The sequence below is a fragment of the Sorangium sp. So ce1335 genome (assembly GCF_051521615.1).
GTDB lineage: Bacteria > Myxococcota_A > Polyangia > Polyangiales > Polyangiaceae > Sorangium.
Window position 1 is genome coordinate 7,413,149 of record NZ_CP150363.1, and the last position, 25,850, is coordinate 7,438,998.

Annotated in this window: 17 protein-coding genes; 6 read left to right on the forward strand and 11 right to left on the reverse strand. The window is 75.9% G+C overall.

What is annotated here, in order from left to right:
* Positions 1–212 precede the first annotated feature (212 nt).
* The gene (locus tag WMF24_RS27360) at positions 213–1,253 is read left to right on the forward strand and encodes a phosphatase domain-containing protein (protein ID WP_437730336.1); all 1,041 of its coding nucleotides are present in this window, start codon (positions 213–215) and stop codon (positions 1,251–1,253) included.
* A 2-nt stretch (positions 1,254–1,255) separates the two neighbouring features.
* Here the strand turns inward: WMF24_RS27360 and WMF24_RS27365 are convergent, their stop codons facing one another.
* The 8 genes from WMF24_RS27365 to WMF24_RS27400 all read right to left on the reverse strand — a co-directional run bounded on the left by WMF24_RS27365 (position 1,256) and on the right by WMF24_RS27400 (position 16,079).
* Positions 1,256–2,089 (reverse strand): glutathione S-transferase family protein, encoded by an 834-nt coding sequence (locus tag WMF24_RS27365; protein WP_437730337.1) that lies wholly within the window; start codon positions 2,087–2,089, stop codon positions 1,256–1,258.
* Between the two features lie 37 nt (positions 2,090–2,126).
* Positions 2,127–3,596 carry an alpha-amylase family glycosyl hydrolase gene (locus tag WMF24_RS27370; RefSeq protein WP_437730338.1) on the reverse strand — a complete coding sequence of 490 codons (1,470 nt, stop codon included), beginning with the start codon at positions 3,594–3,596 and terminating at the stop codon, positions 2,127–2,129.
* A gap of 352 nt (positions 3,597–3,948) precedes the next feature.
* The gene (locus tag WMF24_RS27375) at positions 3,949–4,884 is read right to left on the reverse strand and encodes an MYXO-CTERM sorting domain-containing protein (protein ID WP_437730339.1); all 936 of its coding nucleotides are present in this window, start codon (positions 4,882–4,884) and stop codon (positions 3,949–3,951) included.
* 185 nt (positions 4,885–5,069) lie between these two features.
* Entirely contained in the window at positions 5,070–5,675 is a 606-nt protein-coding gene (locus WMF24_RS27380) for a hypothetical protein (RefSeq protein WP_437730340.1), read from the reverse strand.
* A 57-nt stretch (positions 5,676–5,732) separates the two neighbouring features.
* A complete protein-coding gene (locus WMF24_RS27385) occupies positions 5,733–9,077 on the reverse strand; it encodes a hypothetical protein (protein ID WP_437730341.1) in 3,345 nt (1,114 codons plus the stop codon).
* 46 nt (positions 9,078–9,123) lie between these two features.
* Entirely contained in the window at positions 9,124–12,342 is a 3,219-nt protein-coding gene (locus WMF24_RS27390; protein WP_437730342.1) for a hypothetical protein, read from the reverse strand.
* On the reverse strand, positions 12,339–12,497 hold the full coding sequence (locus WMF24_RS27395) for a hypothetical protein (RefSeq protein WP_437730343.1): 159 nt from the start codon (positions 12,495–12,497) through the stop codon (positions 12,339–12,341). Before WMF24_RS27395 ends, WMF24_RS27390 begins: the two co-directional genes overlap by 4 nt.
* A 357-nt stretch (positions 12,498–12,854) precedes the next feature.
* A complete protein-coding gene (locus WMF24_RS27400; protein WP_437730344.1) occupies positions 12,855–16,079 on the reverse strand; it encodes a hypothetical protein in 3,225 nt (1,074 codons plus the stop codon).
* Positions 16,080–16,205: 126 nt separating this feature from the next.
* Between WMF24_RS27400 and mug the strand changes: the two genes are divergently transcribed.
* Positions 16,206–16,814 (forward strand): G/U mismatch-specific DNA glycosylase, encoded by a 609-nt coding sequence (mug, locus tag WMF24_RS27405; protein ID WP_437730345.1) that lies wholly within the window; start codon positions 16,206–16,208, stop codon positions 16,812–16,814.
* A gap of 212 nt (positions 16,815–17,026) precedes the next feature.
* Here mug and WMF24_RS27410 read toward each other — a convergent pair whose 3' ends face one another.
* Positions 17,027–17,533 carry a hypothetical protein gene (locus WMF24_RS27410; protein ID WP_437730346.1) on the reverse strand — a complete coding sequence of 169 codons (507 nt, stop codon included), beginning with the start codon at positions 17,531–17,533 and terminating at the stop codon, positions 17,027–17,029.
* A 283-nt stretch (positions 17,534–17,816) separates the two neighbouring features.
* Here WMF24_RS27410 and WMF24_RS27415 point away from each other — a divergent pair, with 283 nt between their 5' ends.
* From WMF24_RS27415 to WMF24_RS27430, 4 genes are all read left to right on the forward strand, one after another.
* Positions 17,817–20,381 (forward strand): PAS domain S-box protein, encoded by a 2,565-nt coding sequence (locus tag WMF24_RS27415; protein ID WP_437730347.1) that lies wholly within the window; start codon positions 17,817–17,819, stop codon positions 20,379–20,381.
* 284 nt (positions 20,382–20,665) lie between these two features.
* The gene (locus WMF24_RS27420) at positions 20,666–21,244 is read left to right on the forward strand and encodes an OmpA family protein (RefSeq protein ID WP_437730348.1); all 579 of its coding nucleotides are present in this window, start codon (positions 20,666–20,668) and stop codon (positions 21,242–21,244) included.
* Between the two features lie 495 nt (positions 21,245–21,739).
* Positions 21,740–22,231, forward strand: a complete 492-nt coding sequence (locus WMF24_RS27425) for a YtxH domain-containing protein (protein ID WP_437730349.1) — start codon at positions 21,740–21,742, stop codon at positions 22,229–22,231.
* A gap of 73 nt (positions 22,232–22,304) precedes the next feature.
* A complete protein-coding gene (locus WMF24_RS27430; RefSeq protein WP_437730350.1) occupies positions 22,305–22,790 on the forward strand; it encodes a hypothetical protein in 486 nt (161 codons plus the stop codon).
* A 288-nt stretch (positions 22,791–23,078) separates the two neighbouring features.
* On the opposite strand, the gene WMF24_RS27435 is transcribed toward WMF24_RS27430, so the two are convergent.
* Both WMF24_RS27435 and WMF24_RS27440 read right to left on the reverse strand, forming a co-directional pair.
* Positions 23,079–24,200 (reverse strand): CBS domain-containing protein, encoded by a 1,122-nt coding sequence (locus tag WMF24_RS27435; RefSeq protein ID WP_437730351.1) that lies wholly within the window; start codon positions 24,198–24,200, stop codon positions 23,079–23,081.
* 442 nt (positions 24,201–24,642) lie between these two features.
* Positions 24,643–25,824 carry a mechanosensitive ion channel family protein gene (locus WMF24_RS27440; RefSeq protein ID WP_437730352.1) on the reverse strand — a complete coding sequence of 394 codons (1,182 nt, stop codon included), beginning with the start codon at positions 25,822–25,824 and terminating at the stop codon, positions 24,643–24,645.
* Positions 25,825–25,850 lie beyond the last annotated feature (26 nt).

Below are 25,850 nucleotides of genomic sequence, written 5' to 3' on the forward strand. Positions count from 1 at the left end.
CTCCGCCGCCCCGGCCGCCGCCTCGCTTGCCAGCGCGCACGGCGACGACCGCGGCCCGAAGGCGCGGAGCAGCTCCGGCTCGCGCCGCCCCGCGGCGACGCTGAGCGCCTCGAGGCGCCCCGCGGCGGCGGGGTGGCCCGGCGCGGGCTCACGCCCGACCGCGAGGCGCGCGCCGCGACCCCCATCGACCCCGATCTCGCCGGGTGGCGGCCATGAGCGAGCTCGAGAATTTCTCGTTCGTGATCCCCGGCGAGCTCGCGGGCATGGCGTACCCCCACGCCGAGCGCGCGCTCGAGGAGCTCGCGGAGCTCGGGTTCCGCAGCCTGGTGTCGCTGTCGCGGCGCGCGCCGCCGCCGCACGCGCTGGGGTCGCTCATCCACCTGCACTGCCCCCTCGCCGACTTCACGCGCATCCCGAGCGTCGACCTGCTGCGCGCTGTCGCGTTCCTCGACCGGGCGCCGCGGCCGACCGCCGTGCACGGCGAGGGCGGCGTCGGGCGCACCGGCGTGGTGCTCGCGTGCCGCCTCGTGTCGCTGGGCAGCTCGGCGGCCGAGGCCGTCGCCGAGGTGCGGCGCGCGCGGCCCGGCTCGATCGACGACCCGGAGCTCGAGGCGTCGGTCGAGGAGTTCGAGCTCTACTACCGCAGCGAGCAGGAGCAACCGACGCCGGCGCCGTTCAACTTCGCGCCCGCGTCGCCGCTCGACCGCATCGTGCACGGCGCGGAGCGCCCCGGCTTCGGGATGGCGCTCTGGTCCGCGTCGGGGATCCGCCCGTCGATCTTCCCGCCGCCGAGCTCCGCGACGACCCCCGATCCGAGCGACGGGCCCGTGGAGGCGTGGCTCGGCTTCATGGCGCGGCAGGGCATCCGCGAGGTGCTCTGCCTGCTCGACGAGGGGGAGCTGGCGCTGCACCGGATCCCGCTGCTCGGCCGCTACCAGCGCGAGTTCCTGCGCGTGACGCACGTGCCGCTCGAGGCGGGCGCGCTCCCCTCGCCCGGGTCGCTGGAGCGCGCGCTCGCCGCGCTCCGGCGCGCGGAGGCCGGCGGCGCGCCGATCGTCGTGCACTGCGCGTCCGGCGGCGGCCGCGCGGGCATCGTGCTCGCGGCGTGGCTGCGCGCGCGGCACGGCCTCGCCCCCGAGGCGGCGATCGCGGCGGCGCGGGAGCACGCGCGGTACTTCGGCGCGCGCCGCGATCCGTTGAAGGCGGGGCCGGCGGTGCGGGATCTGCTCGCGGGCGTGCCGGCGAGCGGCTGACGTCACGCGGCCGCGCGGAGGCCGGCCTTGTGCTGTCGGTGGTCGCGGTACAGGCGCAGGACGAACGCGCCGGCCGGCTCGCCGCGGAGCGCCTCGACGAGCCCGCGGAGCCCCGCCGGCAGCTCGCCGGGCGGCGGGAGCGGCGTCGGGTGGTGCTCGGGCGCGAGCACCGGGGCGGCGAGCGCGGCGAAGGTGAGATCGGCGGCCGAGAGCCGGTCGCCGACGAGGAACGGGCGCCCGTCGCGCAGGCGCTCGTTCACGAGGTCGAAGACCGCGCGGAGCTTGCCCATCGAGCGCTCGGCGGCGGCGGCGTCGATGCGCATCGCGCGCCGCATGATCGCGCGCGCGACAGGGAAGTAGGCGCGGAAGGCGCCGCGGCCGAACCAGAAGGGCAGCGCCGCGCCGGCGGCCGCGCGCGCCTGGAACGACCGGCTCATCACGGCGAACGCGCCGTCGTCGTCGGGCAGGAGGTGAAAGTAGACGACGCGGCGGGTCGCGGGGCCGAGATCGCGATCGAAGCGCTCCTCGAGCGCCTCGATCTCGGCGCGGAGCGCGCCGGATCCGCCGGGGAAGAGCGCGTGCTCCGACGGGACGAACGCGTCGGCGTGGCGCACGATGTCGGTCGAGTCGCCGAGCGCGCCCGCCCGCGAGACGAGCACCGGCACGGAGCGGCGCCCGCCGGCGCGCAGCGCGGGCAACGCGTGGGCGAGCGGGAGGTAGGCGTCCTCGCGGTACGGCACGCCGGCGCGGTCGAGCGCCCACCGCGCCTTCTCGCAGAAGTGGCTGAACGGGATCGTGACGAGGCGGAAGGGCGCGTCGACGCCGGGATCACGCATGACGACCTCGGTGCAAGGTTCGGGCGCGCCGCGCGGCTCAGCGGCGGATCTCGAAGAGGTGGATGCCGTACGCGGGGAGCTCGACGCCGAGGCCGCGCGCCTGGTCGACGAGCTCGTCGCCGTCGCGCGGGTGCTCGTTGCCGGTCATGAGGTCGACGAGCAGCACCTTGCGGCCCGCGACGCCGGCGATGTCGAGCGGGATGCGGCAGCCGCCGCGCGACGGGGCGAAGTTGACGACCGCCACGAGCGGCGCCGCGCTCCGGGGCGCGCCGCAGGCCGGGAGCGGCTCCCAGCGGTAGGCGACGAACGCGTCGGCGCCCGGGCCGCGCGGGGTGAGCGTGGCGAAGCTGCCGGTGCGCAGGATGGGGCGGCGCACGGCCGACAAGAGCCGCTCGTGGAAGGCGAGGCAGGCCTGATCGACCGGCTCCTCGGGCGCGCGCGCGAGGTGCAGCGAGGCGCGCACCGTCCGGCCCTCGAGCTGGCCGTGGTGGATGAACCGCATCCCGGGCACCGTCGCGGCGATGAACTCCGCGGCGCGCCGGCGGTCGGGCGGGAGCACGGCCGCGATGCGCGGCTCGTCGTGGTGCTCGATGAACCGCACGCTCCGCCGCTGGTAGTCGGGCGTCGCCGCGAGGTGGCCGCGGACCGAGGACGCGGAGGCGTGGCTCAGCCGATCGTAAAGGCTCTTGTCGAAGGTGTAGTCGAACCCGAGCATCTGGAGGCGCCACTCGAGATCCCAGAAGGCCTCGCCGATGAAGACGAAGCTCGGGTGGTCGCGGCGGACGGCGTCGATGGCCTCGGCCCAGAACTCGCCGGTGGCCTCGGCCTTGCGCTCTTTGGGCGGCCGCTTCGACCACGTGCGCCGGAAGACGTCGTCGAGCACGAGCATCGCCATGTCGCAGCGCACGCCGTCGCAGCGCGACGCGACGCTGCGGAGCGCCTCGATCGAGGCGGCGCGCGTCGCGGCGAGGCGGTAGTCGAGCTGGGCCGTGTCGGGCCACGGCGGGATGTAGGGGTCGCGGCCGCTGAGCGGCGCGCCGTCGTCGCCGGCGATGAAGCACTCCGGCTTCTCCTTCACCCAGTGGTGATCGCGCGCGACGTGGTTGGGGACGAAGTCGAGGATGAGCCCGATGCCGCGCGAGGCGAGGCGCCGGCGCAGGTCCGCGAGCGCGGCGTCGCCGCCGAACGCGGGGCTCACCTCGTAGCGCGCGACCGCGAACGGCGAGCCTACAACGTCGGCCTCGGCCCAGTCCGGCAGCACGCGGTCGTACTCGGCGCGCAGGTCCGGGTTCGTGAGCGAGAAGCGCGGGCCCTCCTGGCCGAGCGTCCAGACGCCCATCAGGTACACGTAGTCGACGCCGAGCGCGGCGAGCCGGTCGAGCGCCGCGTCGGGCACGCTGGCGAGCGTCACCTTCGCCTTGGCGGCGCGCGAGAGCTCGTGGAGCCAGACACGCACGAAGATCGCGTACAGCAGGGGGTGCTGGTGGGCGGGGACTAGGGAGCTCATCGATTGGATTGGGGACGGCGGGCCCGCGAGGAAGTCGTGGGCAGGCGGCGTCGCGAGGATTGTCTGCGGGCTCGGGTGGTCCCCGCAAGGGTGATCGCGAGGTGCGCGCGCCGTCGGCGCGAGGCCGCGCGCAACGTCCAGGCGCGACATGCAGCAGAGAGGGCCGCCGCGCCATGGAAGGTCCGCCCCGGCTGCGGGCGCGGCGACCGGCGCGCGCGGCGCGAACCCGGGCGTGGCGTCGGTTCGGTGCGGCGTGTGGCGGCGCGGCGTGTGGCGGCGCGGCGCGCGATCAGCCGCGGCGCGCGATCAGCCGCGGCGCGCGATCAGCTGCGTGTGGCGGCGCGGCGCGCGATCAGCCGCGGCGCGCGCGGCGCCTTCTGGCGAGCGCGACAGCAGCGCCCAGGGCGACGAGCGGCAGCGCGAGGGGCGTCGCGGCCTCGTCGGGCCCGAGCCGGCAGCCGCAGCCCCCCTGCTTCGGCTCCACCGGCGGCGGCGCCTCGTCGGGCAGCGCGCCGTCGGAGGGCGCGTCGGCATCGGCCGGGTCGGACGCAGGCTCCGCCTGCGCCTCGTCCCCGGCGGGCTCGTCGCTCTTCTCGGCGTCGGCCTTCTCCGCCTTGTCGGCGGAGGTGTCCTTCTTCTTCTTCTCGCCGGTGAAGACGATCGCGCGGCGATCGATGACCTCGTTCTCACCCTGGAGCGTGATCTTCTGCTTCTGCCCCATCTGCACGCCGTCGCTCGCGCGCTTGATCACGAGATCGTACTCGCCGGCCTCGAAGCCGCGATCGCGCCGGAGGACGAAGTCGAACTTCGTGATCGCGAAGACCTTGCCGCTGCCGTCGGAGAAGCCGACGTCCATGCTCTCGTTGATCGACTGCTGGTTGTGGAGCGGGATCTTGTTCAACACCGGCTTCTCGGGCGACTGGTCGGTGAGCGCCCGCTCGTAGTGCATCGTCGGCGTGAACGAGAACAGCATCGGGATGTGCCCGAGGTGCGGCGTGCCTCCGTAGTTGATCGTCATCTTGAGCTTCCACCGGCCGCCGTCCTCCTTGGGCGAGCGATCGGCGAGGGTGACGGTGCCGGCCGCGTGCGCCGCGGTCGCGGGCAGCCACGCGCCGAGCAGGGCGAGCGCGGCGGCGACGACGCGCGCGAGCAGGAGCCGGCGGCCGCCGTCGAGGCGGCGCGCCGCCCCTGCGTGGGCCGCGCCGGGGCGGGCGTGAGATCGCGCGGCGCGCTGACGCCGCGCGCCGAGCTGGGACAGGTGATCGGATCGAGGTCGGGCGGTTCGCATGCGCAGCACGCTACCAGGGATCTCGTGGAAACGAGGTACGTACGAGCGGCCCGCCGGCGCGCGGGAGGGCGCGGCCCGCCGGCGCGCGGGAGGGCGCGGGCCGTGACGCGCGGGAGGGCGCGGGCACGTGGCGCGCGGGAGGGCGCGGCGGCGCTCGGAGCGCGCGGCGCCCGCGGCCGGAGGGCTCAGTCGGGGAACCAGAGCAGCGCGTCGGAGGTGGGCTTGTAACAGGCCTGGCGGCCCGCCTCCTCGTTGTCCGTGCAGCTCGCGTTCTCGAGGCAGTCGATGACCTCGTAGCGGCCGGAGGCGTTGTAGATCGTCGTGAACATCGCGCGCTGGGCCGACTCGAGCTTGCTGAACGCGGACTGGCAGGTGGCGACGGGGACGCCCTCGCAGCGGAGCATGCGCGCGCAGCGGGAGTCGATGACGGGCTTCGCCGCCGGGTCGTCCGGGTTGATGTTGACGGCCACCTCGTCGTTGCACTCCAGGATGATCTGGCTCCGGTCCGGCGAGCTATCGGCGGCGGCCTCCATCCGGCGCGAGAAGCAGCTCGTCATCGCGCGGAGATACGTGGGTGAAGCGGTCGGGTAGGCGGCCTTGCACGCGTTCATGTGCTCCCAGTTGGCGCCGGAGCGATGGAGCTTGGCGAGGGCGGCGCACCACTCGGCCTGGGCGGCGATGACGCCGTCGCGGTCGGGGAAGTTGGTGGGCCGCTCGGAGCACGCGAACAGCAGGCCGAGCATCGACGCGGCCGCCGCGATCGGCAGGGCCAGGGATCGAAGGGCGGGCATGGGGCGACCCTAGCACGACAGCCCCGCCGGAGCGGAGTTCCCGGGATGCGCCGGGCGTCAGGGCCGGTCCGGCACGAGCTCGCAGCGGAGCCGCGCGCCGGCGCCGCGGAGCGCGGCGCCCCCGCCAGGGCCGAAGACCGCGACGAGATCCGGCGAGCCCCTCGCGGAGGCGCGCAGCTCGATGGCCTCGACGCACAGCGCGCCGCGGTCGCCGGCGAGCAGCGCGGCCGCGGGGACGTCCTCGTCGAGGAGCGGGGCCCCGCTCCTCGAGGCCACCCGCAGCGCCGCGGGCAGCTCGGCGATGAACCGGAGCGACGGCCGCGCGCCGCCGCAGCCGCCGGCGCCGATCTCGCGGAGGGACGCGAGGGAGCCGAGCGGCTCGAGCGGGCCGACCTCGCCGCGCGCGACGTCGAGCCGCCCGGCGAACACGTCCCCCGAGGCGACGGCGTAGCCGACGAGGGCGAAGCCGGGCGCGTCGAGCCGCCGGCCGAGGGTGAGCCGGACGCCGGCCACGTCGGGGACCGGCGCGAGCCCGGCGATGGTGAGCGTGGCGTCCCGCGTGGCGAGGAGGAGGCTGCGCTTCGCGGCGTCGAAGGCGAGCAGGTCGCCGCCCGGCAGCTCGGCCGCGGCGGCGATCGCGCCGGCGTGGTCGAACGGCAGCAGCGCCGCCTGCGGGGCGCCGGCGCGCGCGCGGAGGCGGCGCGGGCCGCTCCCGTCGTCGAGGTGCAGCAGCAGATCGACGGGCGCGCCCGCGCCGGGCGCGAGCAGCACGGGGACGGCACCGCCGGACGCCGCGGCGAGCCCGCCGCCGCGGAGCGACACGCGGCGCGGCGCGGCGGTCGCGAACGGCGGGATCACGGTCGCGGTGAGGGCGCCGTCGCGGAGCACGCCGAGCCGGGAGGACGGGGCGGTCCACAGCGAGACGGCCGGGGGCGCGGGGTCGCCCGGGAGGGGCGCGGCGCGATCGCCGGGCGCCGCGGGGGTGGGCCGGAGCGCGCGGCGGGGCGCGGGGCGCGGGGACGGGAGGGGCGAGGGGGAAACGGACGACGGGGACGGGAGCGCCGGGAGGTCGTCGTCGAGGCGGCACGAGACGAGCGGCGGCGACGCGGCGGGGATCGCGGGGCCGGCGGCCGGGGCGAAGGGCGGCGGCGCGCCGCGCGGCGGCGGCGGAGGGCCGCCCCAGCCGAGGCGGACGAGGCCGTGATCGCCCATGGCGCAGCCGATGGGCGAGCAGGCGAAGGGGGCGCCCTCGTCGAGCGGCGGCTCGATGCCGCGCGCCGGCGGGCCCTGGACGGGGCGCCACGACCGGCCGCCGTCGGTCGACTCGAAGAAGCCCGGCGGGTCGTCGCCCGTGGCGGCGAGCGCGAACCGACCGCCGGCGACGACGTGCGCGACGGCGGCCGGGAGGGGAAAGACCGTGACGCCGCCGCGGGCGTCGATGCGCAGGCCGGCGATGCGGCCGCCGCGGCGGTGCGAGAGCAGGCGCGGGGCCGACGCAGGCGGGTCCGCCCCGGGCAGCGCGTCGAGGGCGGGCGAGGCGGCGTCGGCCGCGTCGGGCAGGTGGAGCCAGCCGCGCACGGCGCCGTCGTCGTCCTCCCAGAAGTCGGTGTCGACGAGGCGCGGCGACGCGGCGGCGTCGAGGGGCGCGGGGAAGACGCCGCCCGCCAGCGCCGGGTCGCGCTCGCGCACACGGAGGACGCGGACGCCCTCGGGAACGGCGGCGGGGACGCGGTCGGCGCGGTCAGCGCCGTCCACGTGGTCGCGCGCGCGCGGTGCAGGAAGGCGCGGCCGCGGGGCCTCGTCCGCCGCGTCGGGCGGCCGCGCCGCGTCGGGCGGCCGCGCCGCGTCGGGCGGCCGCGCCGACGGTCCCCTCGGCGGCTCCAGGACGAGCGCGGTGACGGTCCCGCGCGCGCCGGGGATCCAGCGGTAGAGGCCTCGGGCGTCCTCGCCCTCGATACGCCGCTCGACCCAGCGGCCGCCGCCGGCGCGCACGCACACGCGCGCGGCGTGGCCGTCGGCGGGCTCGCCGCCAGAGCGCGCCGCGCCGGAGCGCGCCTCGCCAGGAAGCGGCAGGGGCGACGCGCGCGGCCACGGCGACCGCTCGCCCCCCGGCGCGGCGTCGTCCGGGAGCCCCGCGAAGTCGTGGAGCCCCGGGGGCGCGCTGCCGCACCGGCCCGCGAACGCGAGGCGGCCGCGGTCGTCGCCGACGAACGCCCCCCGCGGCGCAGCGAGCGGGTCGGGGTCGCTGTCGCGGGGCGGGAACGTCGCCTCCAGGCGCGGCGCGGAGAGCGTCGTCTCGAGGCGCAGCACGTGGGCGGCCTCGTGCGCGCACGCGAGCAGGAGGTCGTCGCCCGCGCGGAACGGCTGGCAGCGCGCGTAGCGCGGGTCGAGGTCCGCGATCTCCGCGGCGGCGATCGGCCGGGCGGTCGCCGCGGCCAGGAGGGAGAGGCCGCCGTCGCGCGCGACGAGCAGCCTGCCACCGGGGAGGAGCGCGCCGGTCGCCGCGGCCAGCGCGACAACGTCCGGGGCGAGCGCGCGGCTCGAGGGGCCGTCGCGCAGCGGGTCCGTCGCCGGCGGGAGGTGGAGCGAGGGGCTCGGCCTGTCGCGCGTCGGCGCGGGCGGCGGGGGCGCGAGGCCCGCGGCGGTCAGGTGGAGCGTGGGGGCGCCCGCCGGCCCGAGGAGAGCGACAGCGTCGCGGCGCTCCTGGAGCAGCGTCGTGGCGAGCCCGCGCGCCTCGAGGACGTCGGTCCAGGTGGCGCCGCCGTCGAGCGTGACGGAGGCGCGGCCGAGCAGGTCGAGGCGCGCGGCGCGGCGGGCGTCGACGGCCACGGCGTCGACGACGCCCGCCGCGCCGAAGCGGCGGAGGGCGAGCGTGGCCGGGTCGAACGCGAGGAGCCCGCGGCCGGTGCGCAGGAGGATCGCGTCGAGGTACGGCCGCGCGCCGCCGGGGGCGCCGATGTCGGCGATGGGCGCGAGATCGCCCAGGAAATCGGCGGCGCGGTAGACGCGACCCTCGGACCACAGGACGAACCCGCCGCCGAGGCGCGCCGGGATCGACCGGAACCCGCGGAGCGGCTCGGAGGCGGCCGCGGCGGCGATCACGACGCCGCCGTCGAGCCGCACGCGGAGCCCCTCGTAGAGCGCCGGCTCGCGGCGGGGCCCGGGCGAGCCGTCGCCGGAGCCGGCGGCGTCGAAGAGGACGCCGAGGCCCTCGGTGAGGACATAGCGCGCGGGGGAGAGCGGCGGCGGGTCGGCAGGCGCGGCGGCCCGGGGTGGCGCGGGCGGTGCAGCGCGCTCCGGGGCGGCGCCGCACGCGGCGGCGAGGGCGAGCGCGAGGAGGGCGCCGGCGCGGGAGGTCATCGCGGCGGCGGCGCGCCCGCCGGAGGAGCTCACGCTGCGCATGGAGGCGCTCGGAACGTACACCGCGGCGCGCTCCCGGTGAACCGCCTCAGCGCACGACCGCCGTGCACCGCACCGGCTGCCGCACCTCCTGGCCGTGCGCCACGAGCACGAGCGTGCCGGCGCCGGCGCCACGCGGCGGCTCGCCTCGCGCCGGCCCGCCGCCGACGGCCGCGGCGCCTCCCCGCGCGCCGGGGGGCGCCGCGGGCGCCGGCCCCGCGAAGCGCGCGACGAGCTTCTTCACGGTGCCGGTGACCTCGTAGAAGCCGGGATCGACCTCGTAGCGCTCGTCCCGCACGTTGAGCTCCACGGCGTCCAGGCACGCGCGGTCGCGCGACCACCGGATCACCGCGGCGCCCGCCGTCGCGGCCTCGACGACCCCCTGCAGCGCGCCGCGAACGAGGCCGATCTCCGACTCGAACGGCAGGAGCACGCGCGCGTCCCCGCGGCGCGGGGCGCACGACGGCGCGCTGCCCGCGGCGAGCTCGCCGAGCGGGGCGAGCGCTTCCTCCGGGCCCAGGGTGCCGAGCGCCGGATCGACGGGCGAGAGCACCGCGCCGCCGGCCCCGGAGACCGCGACGAAGACCGGCGCGCCGTCGCGCGCCCCCGCGCCGTACGCGAAGCGCGCCTGCTGCGCGCTCGACGGCGACGCGCGCGCCGTGCGCTGGACGTGGAGCTCCCGGAGCCCCGGCGCGCCGCCCCCGCGGGGCGCCCCCGCCAGCGACGCGCCCCGCGCCCCCGCGACAGCGCGGAGGTCGACCGCGCTCACCGCGAGGCCGTCGTGGCGGGCGCTCAGGAACACCGCGCGGTCGCCGAGATCGACGCCGACCGAGCGGGCGGGGGCGCAGCCGCCGATCGGCCGCGTCGCGAGCGCGGCGTCCAGCACGCCGGCGAGGCACGCCTCGCCCGGGCCGGCCGCCACCGGGGCCACGCGCCCGTCGCGATCGATCACGAGCGCGACGGGCGCCTCGTACGGCCGGTACTCGAGCTGGGCCAGCGCGGCGCTCGTGAGCGGCACGGCGGCGCGGCGGATCTCGGCGCGCAGATCGAGCGGGGCGATCCAGGCGAGCTCCGCATCGGCGAAGGGCGCCGGCAGCGCGCCGCCGAACGACGGCAGCGTCAGGATCCCGAGGGTGCCGAGGCGCATCGGGCTCGCCCCGCGCACGGGCGGCGCGGCGACGGCGCCGAACCCGTGCGACTCCGGGACGCGCGCGGCGGCGAGGGGCCCCGCGAAGCTGCAGTCGAGGCGCGCGACGGGCGCCGGCCGCACGGACCGCGCCGGCCCGTCGCGATCGCGCGGCGCGCGCCCGGGGGGCGGCGCCGCAGCGGCCGCGCCGGGCGGGGCCGCTGCGCCGGGCGGGGCCGCTACGCCGGGCGGGGCCGCCGCGCGATCGACGCCCGCGCGCGGGGCGGACGACCACCCGATCCGGAGGAACGGGCCGACGCGGCAGCCCACCGCGGAGCACCGCTCGACGCGCGCGGCCGCGCTGCCCGGCGGCGGCGCGACGGGCGCCCACCGCTTGCCGCGATCGATCGTCTCGAAGAGCCGGCCGTCCTCGGTCTCGACGAGCGCGAACGGCCCCGACGCCTCGATCGCGCTCGCGCGCGCCGGCAGCGGGTAGCGGCGCAGCCTGCCGGCCGCGTCGATCGCGACCGGCGCGAGGCGGCCCGCGTGATCGTGGACCGGGAGCCAGCCCTCGACGGTGTCGTCCGCGAGCGCGGCGAGGGCGCGGGAGAGCAGCTCCGGCCTCCTGTCGCCGTACCGTGACCAGGCGGGCAAGGCGAGCGGCGGCTCGCCCCGCGCGAGCCGCACGACGCGCAGCGCGCCGCGCACCTCGACGCGCTCGGCGCCCGGCAGGAGCGCGCCGGGGCGCGCGACGATCGCCACCGCGCCCCCGCCGCGGCGCGGGATCCAGGCGAGCACGTCGGTCGCGTCCGCCGGATCGAGGCGGTGCTCGACCCAGGCGCCCGGCCCGCGCCGCACGCAGAACACCTCGCTCTCCTGCGTCGAGCCGCCGGCGAGCGCCCCGCGGGAGATCACCCGGAGATCGAGCCGCGGCCTCGGCAGCCCCTCGCACGGCCCGACGTAGCCGAGCGCCTCGCCGTCGACGCCCACGAAGCGGTCGCTCTCCTCCGCCCCGGGCCGCAGCTCGAACGCGCGCTCGATCCGGAGCGCGCGCGGGCCCCGCGCGTCGCTGGAGAGGTCCACGACGCTCGCGCGGTCCGGGCCGGCGCAGACGGCGAGCAGCGCGTCGCCCGCGCGGAACGGCGCGCACGCGCCGCTGCCGGGCGGCAAGGGCGCGCCGGACGAGGCGCGCCCTGTCGCGAGGTCGACGCGCCCGACGAGGCCGTCCGCGGCGACCGCGGCGCCGCCGTCGGCGAGCGGCAGGCCCGCGTCGACGGCGGCCGCGAGGAGCGCGAAGGGCGCGCGGTCGGGCCACGCGGCGAAGGCGGCGGCGGCCGCAGGTTGCGCGCGCGGCGCGCGCAGCTCACCGACGCGGCCGCGCGCGTCGACGGCGCGCTCGAGGCCCTCGGCCATCGTGGCGACGAGCTCCTCGCCGCGGGCGTCGACGGCGACCGCGTCGCCGAGCTCCGCGGTGATGTCGCGGTACGAGGCCCCCGCGTCGAGCGTCAGGAGCGCGCGCCCGAAGGCGGTGAGGGCGAGCGCGCGGCGCTCGCCGGCCGCCGCGGCCGCGGCGATCGACGGCGGGCCGAGCGGCCGCAGCGCGCCGCTCGCGCCGTGGACGGCGAAGGCGCCGGCGGACGTGATCAGGCCGATGCCGTCGAGCCAGGGGAACACGCCGATCACGTCGCCGGGCAGGGGGGCGAGCGCGCGGAGCTCCCCGGAGAAGCTGGCCGCCGTGTAGAGGTCCCTGTCGCTCCAGAACACGTAGCGCGAGCCGGGCGGCGCGCCCGGAGGAGCCCAGGCGGGGAACGCGGCGCCGCCGGCGAGCTCCGGGCCTCCGGCGCCGAGGGGCACGAGCTGCTCGACCCCGTGCAGCTCGGCGCGCCGGCCGCTCACGACCACCCTGTCGATTTCCCGGCCGCGCTGGACCACGCGCTCGACGAGGCCCGTCGCCGGCTGCGCCACGTACCGGGCAGGGCCGAGCGCGACGAGCGGGGCGGTGGAGGGCGCGCGCCGCGGCGGCTCGATCGCGCCGGGCCGCGGCGGCGCCGTCTCGGCCGCGCCGCAGGCCGCGAGCGCCGGCGCGGCGAGGAGCGCGAGCGGGGCGAGCGCGCGGGAGAGCGATCGCGAGGGGGCGCTCAACGCCGGTACGTCTCGTTCCTGTCCTTCACGCCGGCGGCCGTCTGGTCGACGCTCTGCTCGATCGCGGCGGCGAAGTCGTCGGGCGCCCCGAGGAGCAAGAGGCGGCTGTCGGGCTTGATCTGGAGCTTCCTGGCGAGCGGGTTCGGGGTGGTCATGCGAGCCTCCGAGGGCGCGAGTGTACCCGTTCTGCGCCGCCGGGGCGGCGGCTGGGGTTGATGCCGGTGGGCAGCGCCGACGGGAGGCGGCTGTGCCGCCGGGATGGGATGCGGGTCCAGCGCGGTATTCAGAAGAGGAGAAGAAGGCGTTGAATCGCAAAGACGCCAGGAGCGAGAGCCGGCTTCATGCCACTGCGATCCAGAGCTGTACCTGGAAGAGCCCATGAGAGGAATGTGTTGAACCGCGATGGGCGCAAACAGCCTTCCTGGCGTCCGTGGATTCTTGTCATTGCAAGTCGCTGGATCCCCTGGCCGAGCACCAGCGAGCGCGAGAGCGCCGCGCGGCGCGACCTCCCCTCACCCGTCCGGTGATCGAGCCTCCACGAGGCACGCCACCCGCTGCGTCATCTCCGGGGTCCGCAACACGCCCTCTCCGCGTCCCGCCCCGGCCCCCTGCCCGCGCGGCGCCGCCCACCGCGCGATCAGCGCCGCGCCCACCGGGCCGTCCCCGCGCCGGCGCGCGTCGACGACCGCGACGTGCAGCGCTTCGAGGCAGACGCGCTCCCGCCCCCAGCGCACCTGCGCGATGCCGCGATCCGCGAGCGCGACGGCGGGCAGCGCCCGCCGATCCAGGCGCAGGGCGGCCTCCGGATCGAGCGTCACGAGCGCGCGCCACGCGCCGCCTGTCGCGCGGCAGCGCGGGTCGCTCGCGGCGGTCAGCGTCGACCAGGGCGCGAGCGCCGCCACCTCGCCGGCCGTCCCCGCCGCGCGGTCGAGCACCGCCGCCCCGGCGGTCTCGGGGGCGACGCCGTCGAGCACCAGCACGCCGACCTCGCCGTCGTCGCGCCGGGCGAGCGCCATCGTCCGGCCGCGCAGCTCCTCGCGGTCGAGCCCCACGATGCGCGCGGGCTGCCGGGGCTCCGGCGTGTGCTCCTCGACGGCCACGCGGCGCCGGAGCTCGCCGAGCACGAGCGCGCGGCCCGGACCGAGCAGGAGACCGGCAGCAAGGCGATCCGGCGCGCCGTCCACGGGACCCCGGCGCGGCTCGAACGCCGGGAGCGCCCGCGCGCCGTCCGGGCCGAGGAGCAGCTCGCCCGCCTCGGCGAGCACGAGCAACGCGACCTCGCCGTCCGCGGTGAGCAGCGGCACCGCGCCGGCGCGTCGCCCTTCCGCGCCGCCGCGGCGGCCGCCCAGCGCGAGGTCGGTCGCGTTCAGCCGCAGCGCCTCGCCGCGCAGACCGAACGGCGGGCGAAACAGCGCGCTGTGCGTCCGGATCGTGGCCCTCGGGCCGCCCTTCCGCGCCGCCGCGCCGCCCTGCCCTGCCGCCGCGTCGCCCTGCCCTGCCGCCGCGTCGCCCTGCCCTGCCGCCGCATCGTCGGGCTGCATCGCCTCCCCGGTCGGCCTGCCGGCGCCGCTCCCGGGCTCCGCCGCGTCCGCGACGATCTCGATCACCTCTCCGTACGGCGTCGACACGGTCCACCGCTCCGCGCCGGCCGCGGGCGAGGCGCCCGGGAGCGGCGCCGGCAGGCCGACCGGCGCGCACGACAGCACCGGCGGCTCGACCGGCGAGCCCTGCGGCACGCCCGCGCCGGCCGCGGGCGCCGCCCCCGCGGCCGGCGCGGGCGCGGCGGCGACGGCCGGCGCCAGATCGCCCGCGCCCCAGCCGAGCCGCACCACGCCGCTCAGCGCGCAGCCGAGCGCGGAGCACGCGCCCTGGAACGACGACGGCGGCACCGGCGAGCGCCCGGCCGCGCGCCACGTCCGGCCGTGATCGCGCGTCTCGTGGAGCTCCCCGCCGCGCGTGACGAGCACCCCGTGATCGCCCGTCACCACCATCCCCGCCGGCTCCGGCGGCAGCGCGTGCGCCGCGACCTCCCCGTCCGGCGCGACCGTGATCCCCAGGCTCGCCTGACCGACCGGATGGGACCACTCGACCGACGACAGCCACCCGTCGACCGCGCCGTCCTCGCGCGCGCGAAAGCGCCGATCGACGAGCACCGGCGACGCGTCGCGCGACGGCGGCGTCCAGTACCACCCCGCCAGATGCCCGTGGATCCGCACGACCCGCGCGCCCCCCTCGTCGCGGGCGCGCGGCGCGCCCACGGGCGGCGGCAGCGCCTCGCGCCCTTCGCGCAGCAGCGCGACAGCGCTCCCGTCCCGGCGCGGCGCCCAGCCGACGAGCGCCTCCCCCTCGCCGACCTCGATCGCGTGCTCGACCCAGGCGCCCGGGCCGCGCCGCACGCAGACCTTCGGGTGCACAACGACCTCGCCGTACCGGCGATCGCGCTCCTCGTCGCTGACGAGCCGCGGCGACGCCGCGCACCCGCCGACGAACCCGAGCGCGCCGCCGTCGTCGGCAACGAAGAACCCGTCGTCGCTGAAGGCGCGCTCCACGCGCGGCGGCTCGCCGCGCTCCGAGCGCAGGACGTAGCTGCCGTCGCGCTCGTAGTCGTCCCACGCGCAGAGGAAGAGCACCCCGTCCTCGGCGCGCACCGGCGCGCAGCCCAGCCCGTCCGGGAACCAGCTCGCGAGCCGCGCTCGCGTCGCGCCCGTCCGCGCGTCGACGGCCGCGACGCCGCCGTCGACCACCCCGAGCGCGGCCCCGTCGGGCAGCAGCGCGCCGGCGGCGACCGCCGCGGCGACCGCCGCGGCCTCGCGCTCCGCCGGCTCCGCGCGCTCGCCGGCCCCGGCGCCCGCGAAGCGGAGCTGGAACGACCCGCCCGACCACGACGACATCCCGCGGAGATCGCCGTCGGGCCGGCCGGGCGAGCCGTCCGGCAGGATGGCCACGCGCCCGAGCGCCGTGTCGAGCCACAGCGCGCCCGGCGCGACGCCGACGCCGCGCGCGGCGATCCCGATCCGGCGGCCGACGTCGATCCACGTCCTGCCGCCGTCCGCCGTCGTCGCGGCGCGGCCGAAGACGTCGAGGCGCACCGCGCGCGACGCGTCCAGCGCCGCGAGATCGTGGACGGCCGGCGCGTCGAGCGCCCTGCCGCGATCCTCGCCCGGCAGGACCACGCGCGGCCCCTGCTCGGTGAAGACGACGACGCCCTGTAGCCCGCTCCGGGCGCCCCGCACGGCGCGCGCGCCGCCGCCGAGCGCCACCTCCGCGAGCGGCCCCGTGAAGTCGCGCGATCGGAACGCCCTGCTGCGGCTCCAGTGGAGGAAGCCCCCGCCAAGGTGCGGCGCGATCGCGAGCGATCCAACGATGGGCTCGCCCGCCGCCCACAGCTCGGCCTCCCACGCCGCCGCGACGACGCGCCCGCCGGCGCCGAGCTCGAGCCGCGCGCCGCCGGCAACGACGCGATCGACCACGGCCGCGTCCGGCCCGTCGCGCGTCACGCGGAACACCCCGTCCGCGATCTCCTGGAAGTAGCGGGCCCCCGGCCGGGCGACACCGGCGGCGTCGCCCGCGCCCATCGCGCCCCACGCGCCCGGCCCCCCCGGCACGCTCGACACACCCGCGCGCCGGGCAGCACCGGCCGCGCCGCCCGCCGGGCTCGCCTCGGGCCCGAGCGCGCAGGCGCACGCGAGGAGAGCCGGGAGCAGACCGAGCGAGCGCGCCAGCATCGGGGAACGCACGACGGTATCCGTCGCAACGCCCCCGTCCAGGGGCGATTTGCTTCGTCCGCGCGTCGGCCCGCGCGCTCCCCCGCGACGCCGTCGTAAGCTGCGGCCGGCGCTGCGCCGCGCCTGCCCGGAACGCCCGTGCCCACCGCTCCCCGACCCCGCCCCCCGTCCCGGCCCCGGCCCCACCCCCGCCCCCGGAGACCCACGAAAGAAGAGCTCCTTGCCGCCGCCGGCAAGACGGTCCCGGACGTCATCGCGCCCGACCTCCGCGTCCTCTTCTGCGGCATCAACCCCGGCCTCTACACGGCGGCCGTCGGGCACAACTTCGCCCGCCCCGGCAACCGGTTCTGGCCGGCGCTTCATGCTGGCGGCTTCACCGACCGCGTGCTGTCTCCGTTCGAGGAGCGCGAGCTGCTGAAGCTCGGTTACGGGATCACCAACGTGGTCGACCGCGCGACAGCGTCGGCCGACGAGCTGTCGCCCGACGAGCTCGCCGCGGGCGGTCTGAAGCTCGCGGCCAAGGTGCGGCAGCACCGCCCCCGCTTCCTCGCCGTGCTCGGCATCGGCGCCTACCGGAGCGCGTTCGGGCGGCCCCAGGCCGCGCCAGGCCCCCAGCCCGAGACGATCGGCGCGACGCGGATCTGGGTGCTGCCGAACCCGAGCGGGCTCAACGCCAGTTACCAGCCGCAGAAGCTCGCCGAGATGTTCCGCGCCCTGCGCGACGCGGTCGCGTCCGCCCCGCCGTGAGCCGCCCGGACCCCGCCGCGCGCTCCCGCAACGGTGGTGAACACGCGGTGAACATGCGCTGAACATGCGCTGAACATGCGGTTACCCGAGAGCTGCGCTCGCGACATCCCCCTTGCGCCGACTCCACGCCTCGCCCTCGAGCGCCCCGGAGGTCGCCGCGGCGACAGGCGCTCTCCGCGGCGCGCACTCCGCCGCTCCGCGCGCCGGCGCGCCTACTCGGGCAGCGCGCTCTCCTCTTCCTGGGGCACCTTCGCGCGCGCGTTCCGCGCCTCTTCCCGGAGCGGCGCCAGGCCGGGCGGCCCGTCGGTCGGCTGCGCCGTGCGGTTGCTCACCGCGGCGAGCCACGCCATCGGCGAGTCGGGCGCCTGCTGCGTGACGAGGACGACTCCGCGCGACGCGTAACGCGAACAGCCATCCTCGCACACAGGAAGGACGAGACGGAGCCCGCCGCCGCCACCTCGGCTCACGAGGGGCGCCACGTGCAGCTCCGCCGGCGGCGGGGCCATCGTGGCCATCACCGCGCGCTGGATCAGCCCCATGACCGTCCTTCCAGCCGTTCCGCTCGGCGCATGAGCCCGCAGCGCCGCGCGATCGGCCGCGTCGAGCCGGCTCGGCGGCAGCGCGAAGAGCCCCGCGCCGTCGGCCGCCTTCGCCAGCGAAGGCGGCAGCGCGCCGGCGAGCGCGCCGACCAGGAAGGCCAGCTTGAGTTGGAATCGCATGGGTGCTCCTTCGACGAACTCTCGATCCGCCGTCCACCATCGTTCCAGCAGGCCCCATGCCAGCCACGGGCGGCCGTCTGCCGCGGCGCGGCCCTGCGCGGGCGACAGCCGCCTCCGTTCGCCGCGCGAGACGGATCGCCACAGCGTGGCGGCAAGAGGCCCGTCCGGCCGCGCCTGACGCAGGAACCCGTGGGAAGCCGCGGAAGACCGAAGAATTCGACCCGGCCGTGCGAGCGCCGCTTTCGCTTGCCAGACGGTCCGGGCGCCGTTAACCGTCTTCGTTATGCCCGACCGAAAGCCAGGGCTGAGCCCCCAGAACATGAAGGCCCCGCTCCAGCCTGGCGCACCTTCCCCCTCCGCATCCTCCACGTCCTCCACGACCTCCGAGCCCGTCGCGAGCATCCTGCTCGTCGACGATCACCGCCCGAACCTCATCGCCCTGGAGGCGGTGCTCGACCCGCTGAAGCAGCGGCTCGTCACCGCGCAATCCGGCGAGGAGGCGCTCGAGCACCTCACCCGCGAGGAGTTCGCGCTCATCCTCATGGACGTGAAGATGCGCGGTATCGACGGCTTCGAGACGGCCGCCCGCGTGAGGGGGCTCGATCAGGCGCGGCACACGCCAATCATCTTCATCTCGGGGCTGCCGGAGGACGAGGAGCGGCTGTATCGCGGCTACGGCGCGGGCGCGGTCGATTATGTCGTCAAGCCGTACAATCCCGACATCCTCCGCGCGAAGGTGGCCGTCTTCGTCGAGCTGCACCGCAGGGCCGAGCAGATCAAGCGGCAGGAGGCGGCGCTCCGCCAGCTGGAGAGGCAGGCGAGCGACGAGGTGTTCCGGCGCATCATGGACACGAGCATGATGGGCCTGCTCTTCAGCGACTACGAGGGGCGCGTCCTCGAGGCGAACGACTGCTTCCTCTCCATGGTCGGCTACACCCGCGACGACCTCAAGGAGGGGCGCCTCAACTGGCAGCAGCTCTCCCCGCCCGAGTACGAGCACGTCCACCACGACGCGGTGAACGAGCTGAACATCCACGGCGTCACGAAGCAGTTCGAGAAGGAGTACATCCGCAAGGACGGCAGGCGCGTCGCGGTCCTCGTCGGCTCGGCCCGGATCGAGACGCAGCGGCGCAACCTCACCTACGTGCTCGACATCAGCGAGCGCAAGCGCGCCGAGGCGAACGTCAGCCTCCTCGCCGGCGCGGGCGAGATCCTCTCGTCCTCGCTCGACTTCCGCGAGACGCTCGGGCAGCTCGCCCGGCTCGTCGTGCCGCTGCTCGCGGACTGGTGCGCGGTGGACATCCAGGGGCAGGACGGCGCCATCCAGCGCGTCGCCGTCCAGCACACCGACCCGGCCAAGGTCGCGTTCGTCCGGCAGATCGAGGAGCGGTACCCGGTCGACCCCGCGTCGCCGACCGGCGTGCCGAACGTGCTCCGGACCGGCCAGACCGAGTGGGCGTCCGAGATCACGGACGCGCTGCTCGCCGCGCACACCCGGGACGAGGAGCACCTGCGGATCGCGCGCGAGCTCGGCCTCCGGTCGTACGTCGTCGTACCGCTGGCGGCGCGCGGGCGCGTGCTCGGCGCGATGACGCTCGTGCACGCCGAGTCGGGCCGTCGCTACACGAAGGCCGACGTCCAGTTCGCCGAAGAGCTCGCCCGGCGCGCGGCGCTCAGCGTCGACAACGCGCTCCTCTTCGAGCGCGAGGTCACGGTGCGCAAGGAGGTCGAGACGCTCGCCGAGGAGCTGAAGCACAGCGAGGCGCAGTTCCGGCTGCTCGCCGAGACGATGCCGCAGCTCGTCTGGACGAACCGCCCGGACGGCCACCACGAGTACTTCAACCAGCGCTGGTACGACTACACCGGGCTCACGCCCGAGGACACGGACGGCGAGGGCTGGAGCCGGATCATCCACCCCGAGGAGCACGAGCGGGCGATCGAGACGTGGCGGCAGTCGCTGCAGACGGGCGAGCCGTACGAGAACCAGTGCCGGCTCCGGCGCGCGGACGGCGCCTACCGCTGGTTCATCGGCCGGGCGGTCGCCGCGCGCGACGGGGCGGGCCGCATCGTCCGCTGGTTCGGGACGTACACGGACATCGACGATCAGAAGCGCGCCGAGGAGGAGCGGCAGCGGCTCGTGCAGGCGCTCGAGCGCAGCAACAGGGAGCTCGATCAGTTCGCGTACGTCACGAGCCACGATCTCAAGGCGCCGCTGCGCGGCATCGCCAACCTGTCGCAGTGGATCGAGGAGGACCTGGCCGACAAGATGACGGCGGACAGCCGGAAGCAGCTCGACCTGCTCCGCGGGCGCGTGCACCGGCTGGAGAACCTGATCGACGGCATCCTCAGCTACTCGCGCGCGGGCCGCATCCGGGAGAAGCCCGAGACGATCGACGTCGGCAAGCTCCTCCGGGAGATGGTCGAGCTGCTCGCGCCGCCCGCGGAGACGCGCGTGGAGATCGCCCCGGACATGCCCGTGCTCGTGACAGAGCGCGCGCCGCTCCAGCAGACGTTCCTGAACCTCATCGGCAACGCGCTGAAGCACGCGGGGCGTTCCGACCCGGAGGTCCGGATCGGCGCGCGCGACGCCGGCCCGTTCTGGGAGTTCTCGGTGTCCGACAACGGCTCGGGCATCGCGCCCGAGTACCACGATCGGATCTGGGGCATCTTCCAGACGCTGAAGGCGCGCGACAAGGTCGAGGGCACCGGCATCGGGCTGTCGGTCGTCCAGAAGATCGTCCAGAGCAAGGGCGGGCGCGCGTGGGTCGAGTCCGCCGTCGGCGCCGGCGCCACGTTCCGCTTCACCTGGCCGAAGCTCGAGGCGCGGGAGCCCTCCTCCCCCGGCTGATCCGCGCCGGGACCGCGCGCGGCCGGCGGCGCACGAGCGCGCGCGGCCGGCGGCGCATCGGCCGGCCGCGCCGCCGACAACGCGGGTCGCGCGCTGCCCGGGCCGCGCCGGGTTTGACACATGACGTTCACCAGCCCGGCACGGGTCTTGAACAGACCTCCTCCGAACAACAAGCGGCTTGATGTGAGGCGAGCGCTGGTGATGGCGGGACGGGGAGGCTCGCGCCTTCTCCGCTGGCGTCATGTCCCGCTGCTCACGTTGCGCACCTCGGAAGGAGGGAAACCATGATGTCGACGTTCAAACTGCCCAGGGCTCTCCTGGGCGCGCTGGCGCTCTCGCTCCTCGCAGCGTGCGCCGCGCCACCGGCGCCCGCGCAGTCGGCTGCCGCGGAGCCGAGGCTGCCCCACCCGGGCAGGGACGGTGTCTACAAGGTGGAGTGGCCCGATCTGCGGGAGGGCGAGGATCGGTTCATCGGGCTGACCCTGGGGGCGGACATCGCCGATGTCTGCCGGCTGCCCAAGACGCACTTCGCCTTCGACGCTGCCGAGCCGTTGCCACAGGAGCACCTGGAGCTGCGGGCGGTCGTCGACTGCCTGCTTTCCTCGAACCTGAAGGACGCGAGGATAGAGCTCATCGGCCGGGCCGACCCCCGCGGTGCCCAGGCCTACAACCAGGATCTCTCGCTGCGTCGCGCGAGCCGGGTGAAGGAGATCCTCGTGAAGGAGGGCATCCCTGCGGACCGCATCACGACGCGCGCGACGGGCGCCGCCGAGGCGGTCGGCACCCAGCCGATGTACTCCTATGGCTACGATCGCCGCGTCGACGTCGTGCTCCTCGGCGTCGCCCACGCCCCTGCCCGTTGAGCGGGACGCGCCCGCTGCGGATACGGGCCCATCTCGACGTTTTCGGTGCTCAGCGCACTGGAGTGCGCCTGCGCGCCGAAAACGCCGATCTGGGCCCGTCTCCTGTGCGGGCGCGCCCCGCTCGGCGGCGGCTTGGGTCGGCGGTCGGCTCGGCTCAAGCGGTTGGCTCGGCTCGGCAGGGACGAGATGGCTCGGACCCGATCGACCCGCACCGCGCTTCTTCCAGACAACCCCTTGTTCCGTTTCTGACGGCGTCGCGGGCGGCGGGCGTGCTGTGGCGGGTGTCCTGCGGCGGGCGTTCTGGCACGGGGGGCGCAGGTGCACCGGGGCGCGTCACGACAGATGTGGCATTTCGTCACGCGGGCGTCATGGGCGTGGGAGGAGGACGCGGGGACAAGCGGGCCGTACAGCGGGATCTGAGGGTTGGTCCGGGGCCTGCAATGCGAGCCGTCACGAACCGGCGGACGTCGTGTCCGTCACAAGGAGACAAGAGCCATGACGAACCGACTGAATGACGCGATGGGGACTGCGAAGGGTGTGTACGAGTCGGCGGCTGTCGGCGCGGGCGTCGCTGCGACGACCGCCAAGACGACGGCGTTCGACGTCGCGAAGGCGGTCGCCGGCATCGCGGCGACCGTCGGCGCGCTCGGCGTCGACGACGTGCTCGGCTGGGTCGGGCTGGCGCGCAAGCGGAGCCCGCTCACGACCCTGGCGCTCTTCGGCGCCGGCATCGCCGTGGGCGCGGGCGTGGCCGTGCTGCTCTCGCCGACCTCCGGCCAGGCGCTCCGCCGTGACATCGTGAACCGCCTCGACGGCCTGAAGAGCAAGGCGACCCACAAGGTCGAGCAGGCCGAGCGCCAGGTCCAGAGCAAGGTGGGCAGCGCGGTCGACGCGGTGAAGGGCGCGGTCTCCTCGTCCGAGACGGGGAACTCGCACTACGGCATGGAGGGGCGGCCGGGCGGCGAGAGCGGTCATCACCTGAGCTGAGGCGCTGCACGTGTGGCTCGAAGCCATCATCACGCGGGAGGATCTCGTCCAGATTCTGGGCGAGTTCCTCCCCGTGAAAATCCATCTGGACGACGACGACAAGACGGATCGCTGGCTTTACCTGGGCAAGCCGACCGAGATCACGCTGGTCGAGGACATGGGCCTGCGTGTCAACTGTCCTGCGGAGCTGAAGTGGTCCATCCCGGTCGTCACCCCCACGATCAAGCTCGATGAGCTCAAGGTCCTCATTTCCCCGGAGATCATCGAGAAGAACAAGGGGAACGTCCTCGCGTTCAACATCGAGCTCGAGGAGGCCGACATCCGCGGCATTCCCTCGATCATCGACCACACGATCATGAAGGCCGTCAACTCGGCGCTCGCGAACAAGAAGCCTGAGTGGAACTTCACCAAGACGCTCACGCACACGGTGGGTCTCCCCTCGAACCTCGAGCCGATCGAGGGGCTGCACATCGGGGTCAACTGGGGCAAGCGTCGCATCAGTCAGGACGCGCTCGTGCTCGTGGTCTCCTTCAAGCTCAATTTCCTGCGCAACGACTGAGGCTCCGCCCCGAGGGCGAGCCCCCGACAACGCCCCGCCCCCTCCCCGGGGGGCGGGGCGTTTCGCTAGAACGACGATCGCGTTGATCGAGCGAGAAATGAACCGCCAAGGCGCCAAGGACGCCAAGAAGGAGACAAGATCTTGGCGTCCTTGGCGCCTTGGCGGTTCGACGTTCTGCGCGTTTCAGGCGGGCTCAGCCCGTTTGTTGGTCTAGAGCCACCCCCCTGTCCACGACCGCAGGCCCGAGGGGGCGGCGCTCGTCGCGCGGCGTGGCTCGGGCCGGGCTGGCTACCCCGCCTGGGCCGCCAGGTGAATCCTCCCCAGCCGCCCCCCTCTCCCCCGCGTGAGCGCCCCCGCGATGTCCGAGTGCTTGACGAGCCCCAGGTAGCTCTCCCCATCGAACACCGCCACGACCGGCGTGTTCTTCTCCACCATCTTCCGCCCGACCTCGTCGAGCGAGACGTCCGCCGCCACCCTGGGCACGTCACACCGCATGATCCACGCGACGAACGCCCCCTCCTCCCCGGCAGCCAGCGCCCGCATCACGTCCGCGCGCGTCACGATCCCGATCACGCGCCCCTCGTAGACCACCGGGAAATCCGGCTCCTGGCTCGCCAGGATGCGCCGCGCCGCGTCCCCCACGAGCTCGCCCGGCCAGAGCTGCACCGACCTGCCCTCGCCGAACGGACGGCACGCGGTCACCTCGACAGGCGCCATCACCGCCTGCGCCGCGCTCCACTCCCGCCGCGCCCCGAGGAAGAGGATCGCCGACAGCACCGCGACGAGCAGCTGCCCCCCGAACAGCGCGATGAAGAACAGCACCGCCGCCATCGCCTGGCCGATCGTCGCCGTCACCGACGTCGCGAGCCACCTTCCCGTGAGCGGCGAGAGCGCCTCCCGCAACACGCGGCCCCCCTGGACCGGCAGCGCCGGCAGCAGGCCGAGCGTCGCGATCCCGAGGTTCGCGCTCGCGACCCACACGAGCGCCGTCTCGCGCGAGGGCGCCTCGGCGGCCTGGAGCACCGACGCCCACCGGAGCTCGTCCGCCCCGCGCAGCGCGCCCACCGCCACGAAGAACAGCACCGCCAGCGCGAAGTTCGCCGCGAGGCCGAGCGCCCCGCTCCGCACCCACCCGGCGGCCGGGCGCGCGCGCCGCGCCACCGCGCCGAGCGGCGAGAGCAGCACCTCGCTCAGCCCGAGCCCGAGCCGCCGCGCGACGACCCCGTGCACGAGCGCCTGCAGCGCCACGCACCCGAGCAGCGCCGCGCCGAGCGCGCAGCCGAAGAGCGCGCCGCTCCCGCCGTGCCGCGCCCCCCACTGGAGCGCCCCGAGCGGGATGAGCAGGCCGAACGCCGCGTGAGCAACGACATCAATACCGCCAATCCGCGTGACCCTGATGACCCAATTCATGGCGCATTGCTCCTGGGTTCCCGCGCAGACAGCTGCGCATGAGCGGGAGGGCAGTTCCGACCTGCCAACGCCCCCTTCCCCCTCGGGGGCGTGGCGAGAACCTCGTCGCGCGATCGACGCGGTCGACGGCTGACGGGCAATGTCGCGGGCTTTTTCTACATACGCTGCCACTGCAAAGCGTATGCCGCTTTCCTGCTCCCGGTGGCGGTCGGCAAGCTGCCTCGCGCAGGGCGCCGCCACGGCGGCGCCTGATCGGCCGCGGTCAGGCGTGATGGCCTGTTCCGCACCTCGGACCGTCGCCGAGCTATCGTCGGGCTATCGCCGGATTGTCAGGCGTGAGACGGGGAGTTCACGAGAGTGCGACACTGCAGATGAGCACGCCAACATTCCACCATGCCCGGATGCCGCGGTGTGGCGTTACGCTACGTAGCAGGCGCGCTCCTCACGTCGCCACGTCGGGCGCGCCGTCCATCCCTCCAGCCCGCCGCGCGCGGCCCGACACCGGGCCGCGCCGCTCGATCGCCTCGGCGACGGGAGACGCCCGCGTGAAGCGCTCCTGCGGCAGGAACAGGCCGTCCTCGAGCTCCCGGACCCAGCGGAGCATCTCCTCGCGAACCCAGCACCGCAGATCGAACAGCTTCCCCGGATCGCGGGCCGAGACGAGAAACCGCACCTCGATGGTGCGCTCTGACACGTTCGTGACCTGGACGGCCTTGACGCGCCTGTCCCAGAGCTCGCTGTTCGGCAAGATCGACTCGAAGTGCGCGCGGACGGCGTCCACGGGGGTCCGGTAATCCACGTAGATCTCGACGGTGCCGAGCTTCTCCGAGCCGTGCTTCGACCAGTTCTGGAACGACTGGTCGAGGAGCCGCGCGGTCGGGATGATGAGCCGCCGCTCGTCCCAGATCTTCATGACCACGTGCGTCAGCCGGATCTCCTCGATCGTCCCGAACTCTCCGTCCACCACCACCTTGTCGCCGAGGTCGATGGGGCGGGTGAACAGGATGTGGAGCCCCGACAGGATCGCGCCGACAGGCTTCTGCGCCGCCAGGCCGAGCACGACGCCCGCGATGCCGGCGGACGCGAGGAGCGAGACACCGACGTTCCGCACGGTCTCGAAGTTCAGGAGCACCAGCGCGCCCGCGACGATCACGATGATCACCCGCGCGACCCGCTCGAGCACGCGCGCCTGCGTGCGGAGCCCGCGCGACGACTCGCTCCCCTCCTCCAGGTGCCGCACGGCGCGCGCGTCGAGCACCTCCGTGAGGATGCCCACGACGCGCATGAGCAACCACGCCACCCCGCCGATGAACAGCGCCGAGAGGAGCGACCGCAGATCGGCCACGAGCTCCTGCCCGACCCGCGTCATCCTGGCGAGGCCAGCCGTCAGGATGACGCCGAGGCAAAGCGTCACGGGGCCAATTGCCGCGTCGAGCATCTTTTCGTCCCACGGCGTCGACGTCCTCCGCACGACAAGCGAGGCGGCGCGACGGAACGCGTGAACGACGAGCCGCGCGAGCCCGAGGCCGACCGGAACGCTCGCCGCCACGATCAGCCAGGGCCACAGGCCATCCGTGGGGATCCCCAGCCGGGCACCCAGCGATTCGAAGACCGAGTTCTGCATGGACAGGCTCCTTCAATCCGCCATGG

Bases quoted from the DNA above. Each gene is read 5' to 3' on its own strand.
- WMF24_RS27360 (WP_437730336.1), top strand. From the start codon at position 213: ATGAGCGAGCTCGAGAATTTCTCGTTCGTGATCCCCGGCGAGCTCGCG.
- WMF24_RS27365 (WP_437730337.1), bottom strand. From the start codon at position 2,089: ATGCGTGATCCCGGCGTCGACGCGCCCTTCCGCCTCGTCACGATCCCG.
- WMF24_RS27370 (WP_437730338.1), bottom strand. From the start codon at position 3,596: ATGAGCTCCCTAGTCCCCGCCCACCAGCACCCCCTGCTGTACGCGATC.
- WMF24_RS27375 (WP_437730339.1), bottom strand. From the start codon at position 4,884: ATGCGAACCGCCCGACCTCGATCCGATCACCTGTCCCAGCTCGGCGCG.
- WMF24_RS27380 (WP_437730340.1), bottom strand. From the start codon at position 5,675: ATGCCCGCCCTTCGATCCCTGGCCCTGCCGATCGCGGCGGCCGCGTCG.
- WMF24_RS27385 (WP_437730341.1), bottom strand. From the start codon at position 9,077: ATGCGCAGCGTGAGCTCCTCCGGCGGGCGCGCCGCCGCCGCGATGACC.
- WMF24_RS27395 (WP_437730343.1), bottom strand. From the start codon at position 12,497: ATGACCACCCCGAACCCGCTCGCCAGGAAGCTCCAGATCAAGCCCGAC.
- WMF24_RS27410 (WP_437730346.1), bottom strand. From the start codon at position 17,533: ATGCGATTCCAACTCAAGCTGGCCTTCCTGGTCGGCGCGCTCGCCGGC.
- WMF24_RS27415 (WP_437730347.1), top strand. From the start codon at position 17,817: ATGCCCGACCGAAAGCCAGGGCTGAGCCCCCAGAACATGAAGGCCCCG.
- WMF24_RS27420 (WP_437730348.1), top strand. From the start codon at position 20,666: ATGATGTCGACGTTCAAACTGCCCAGGGCTCTCCTGGGCGCGCTGGCG.
- WMF24_RS27425 (WP_437730349.1), top strand. From the start codon at position 21,740: ATGACGAACCGACTGAATGACGCGATGGGGACTGCGAAGGGTGTGTAC.
- WMF24_RS27435 (WP_437730351.1), bottom strand. From the start codon at position 24,200: ATGAATTGGGTCATCAGGGTCACGCGGATTGGCGGTATTGATGTCGTT.
- WMF24_RS27440 (WP_437730352.1), bottom strand. From the start codon at position 25,824: ATGCAGAACTCGGTCTTCGAATCGCTGGGTGCCCGGCTGGGGATCCCC.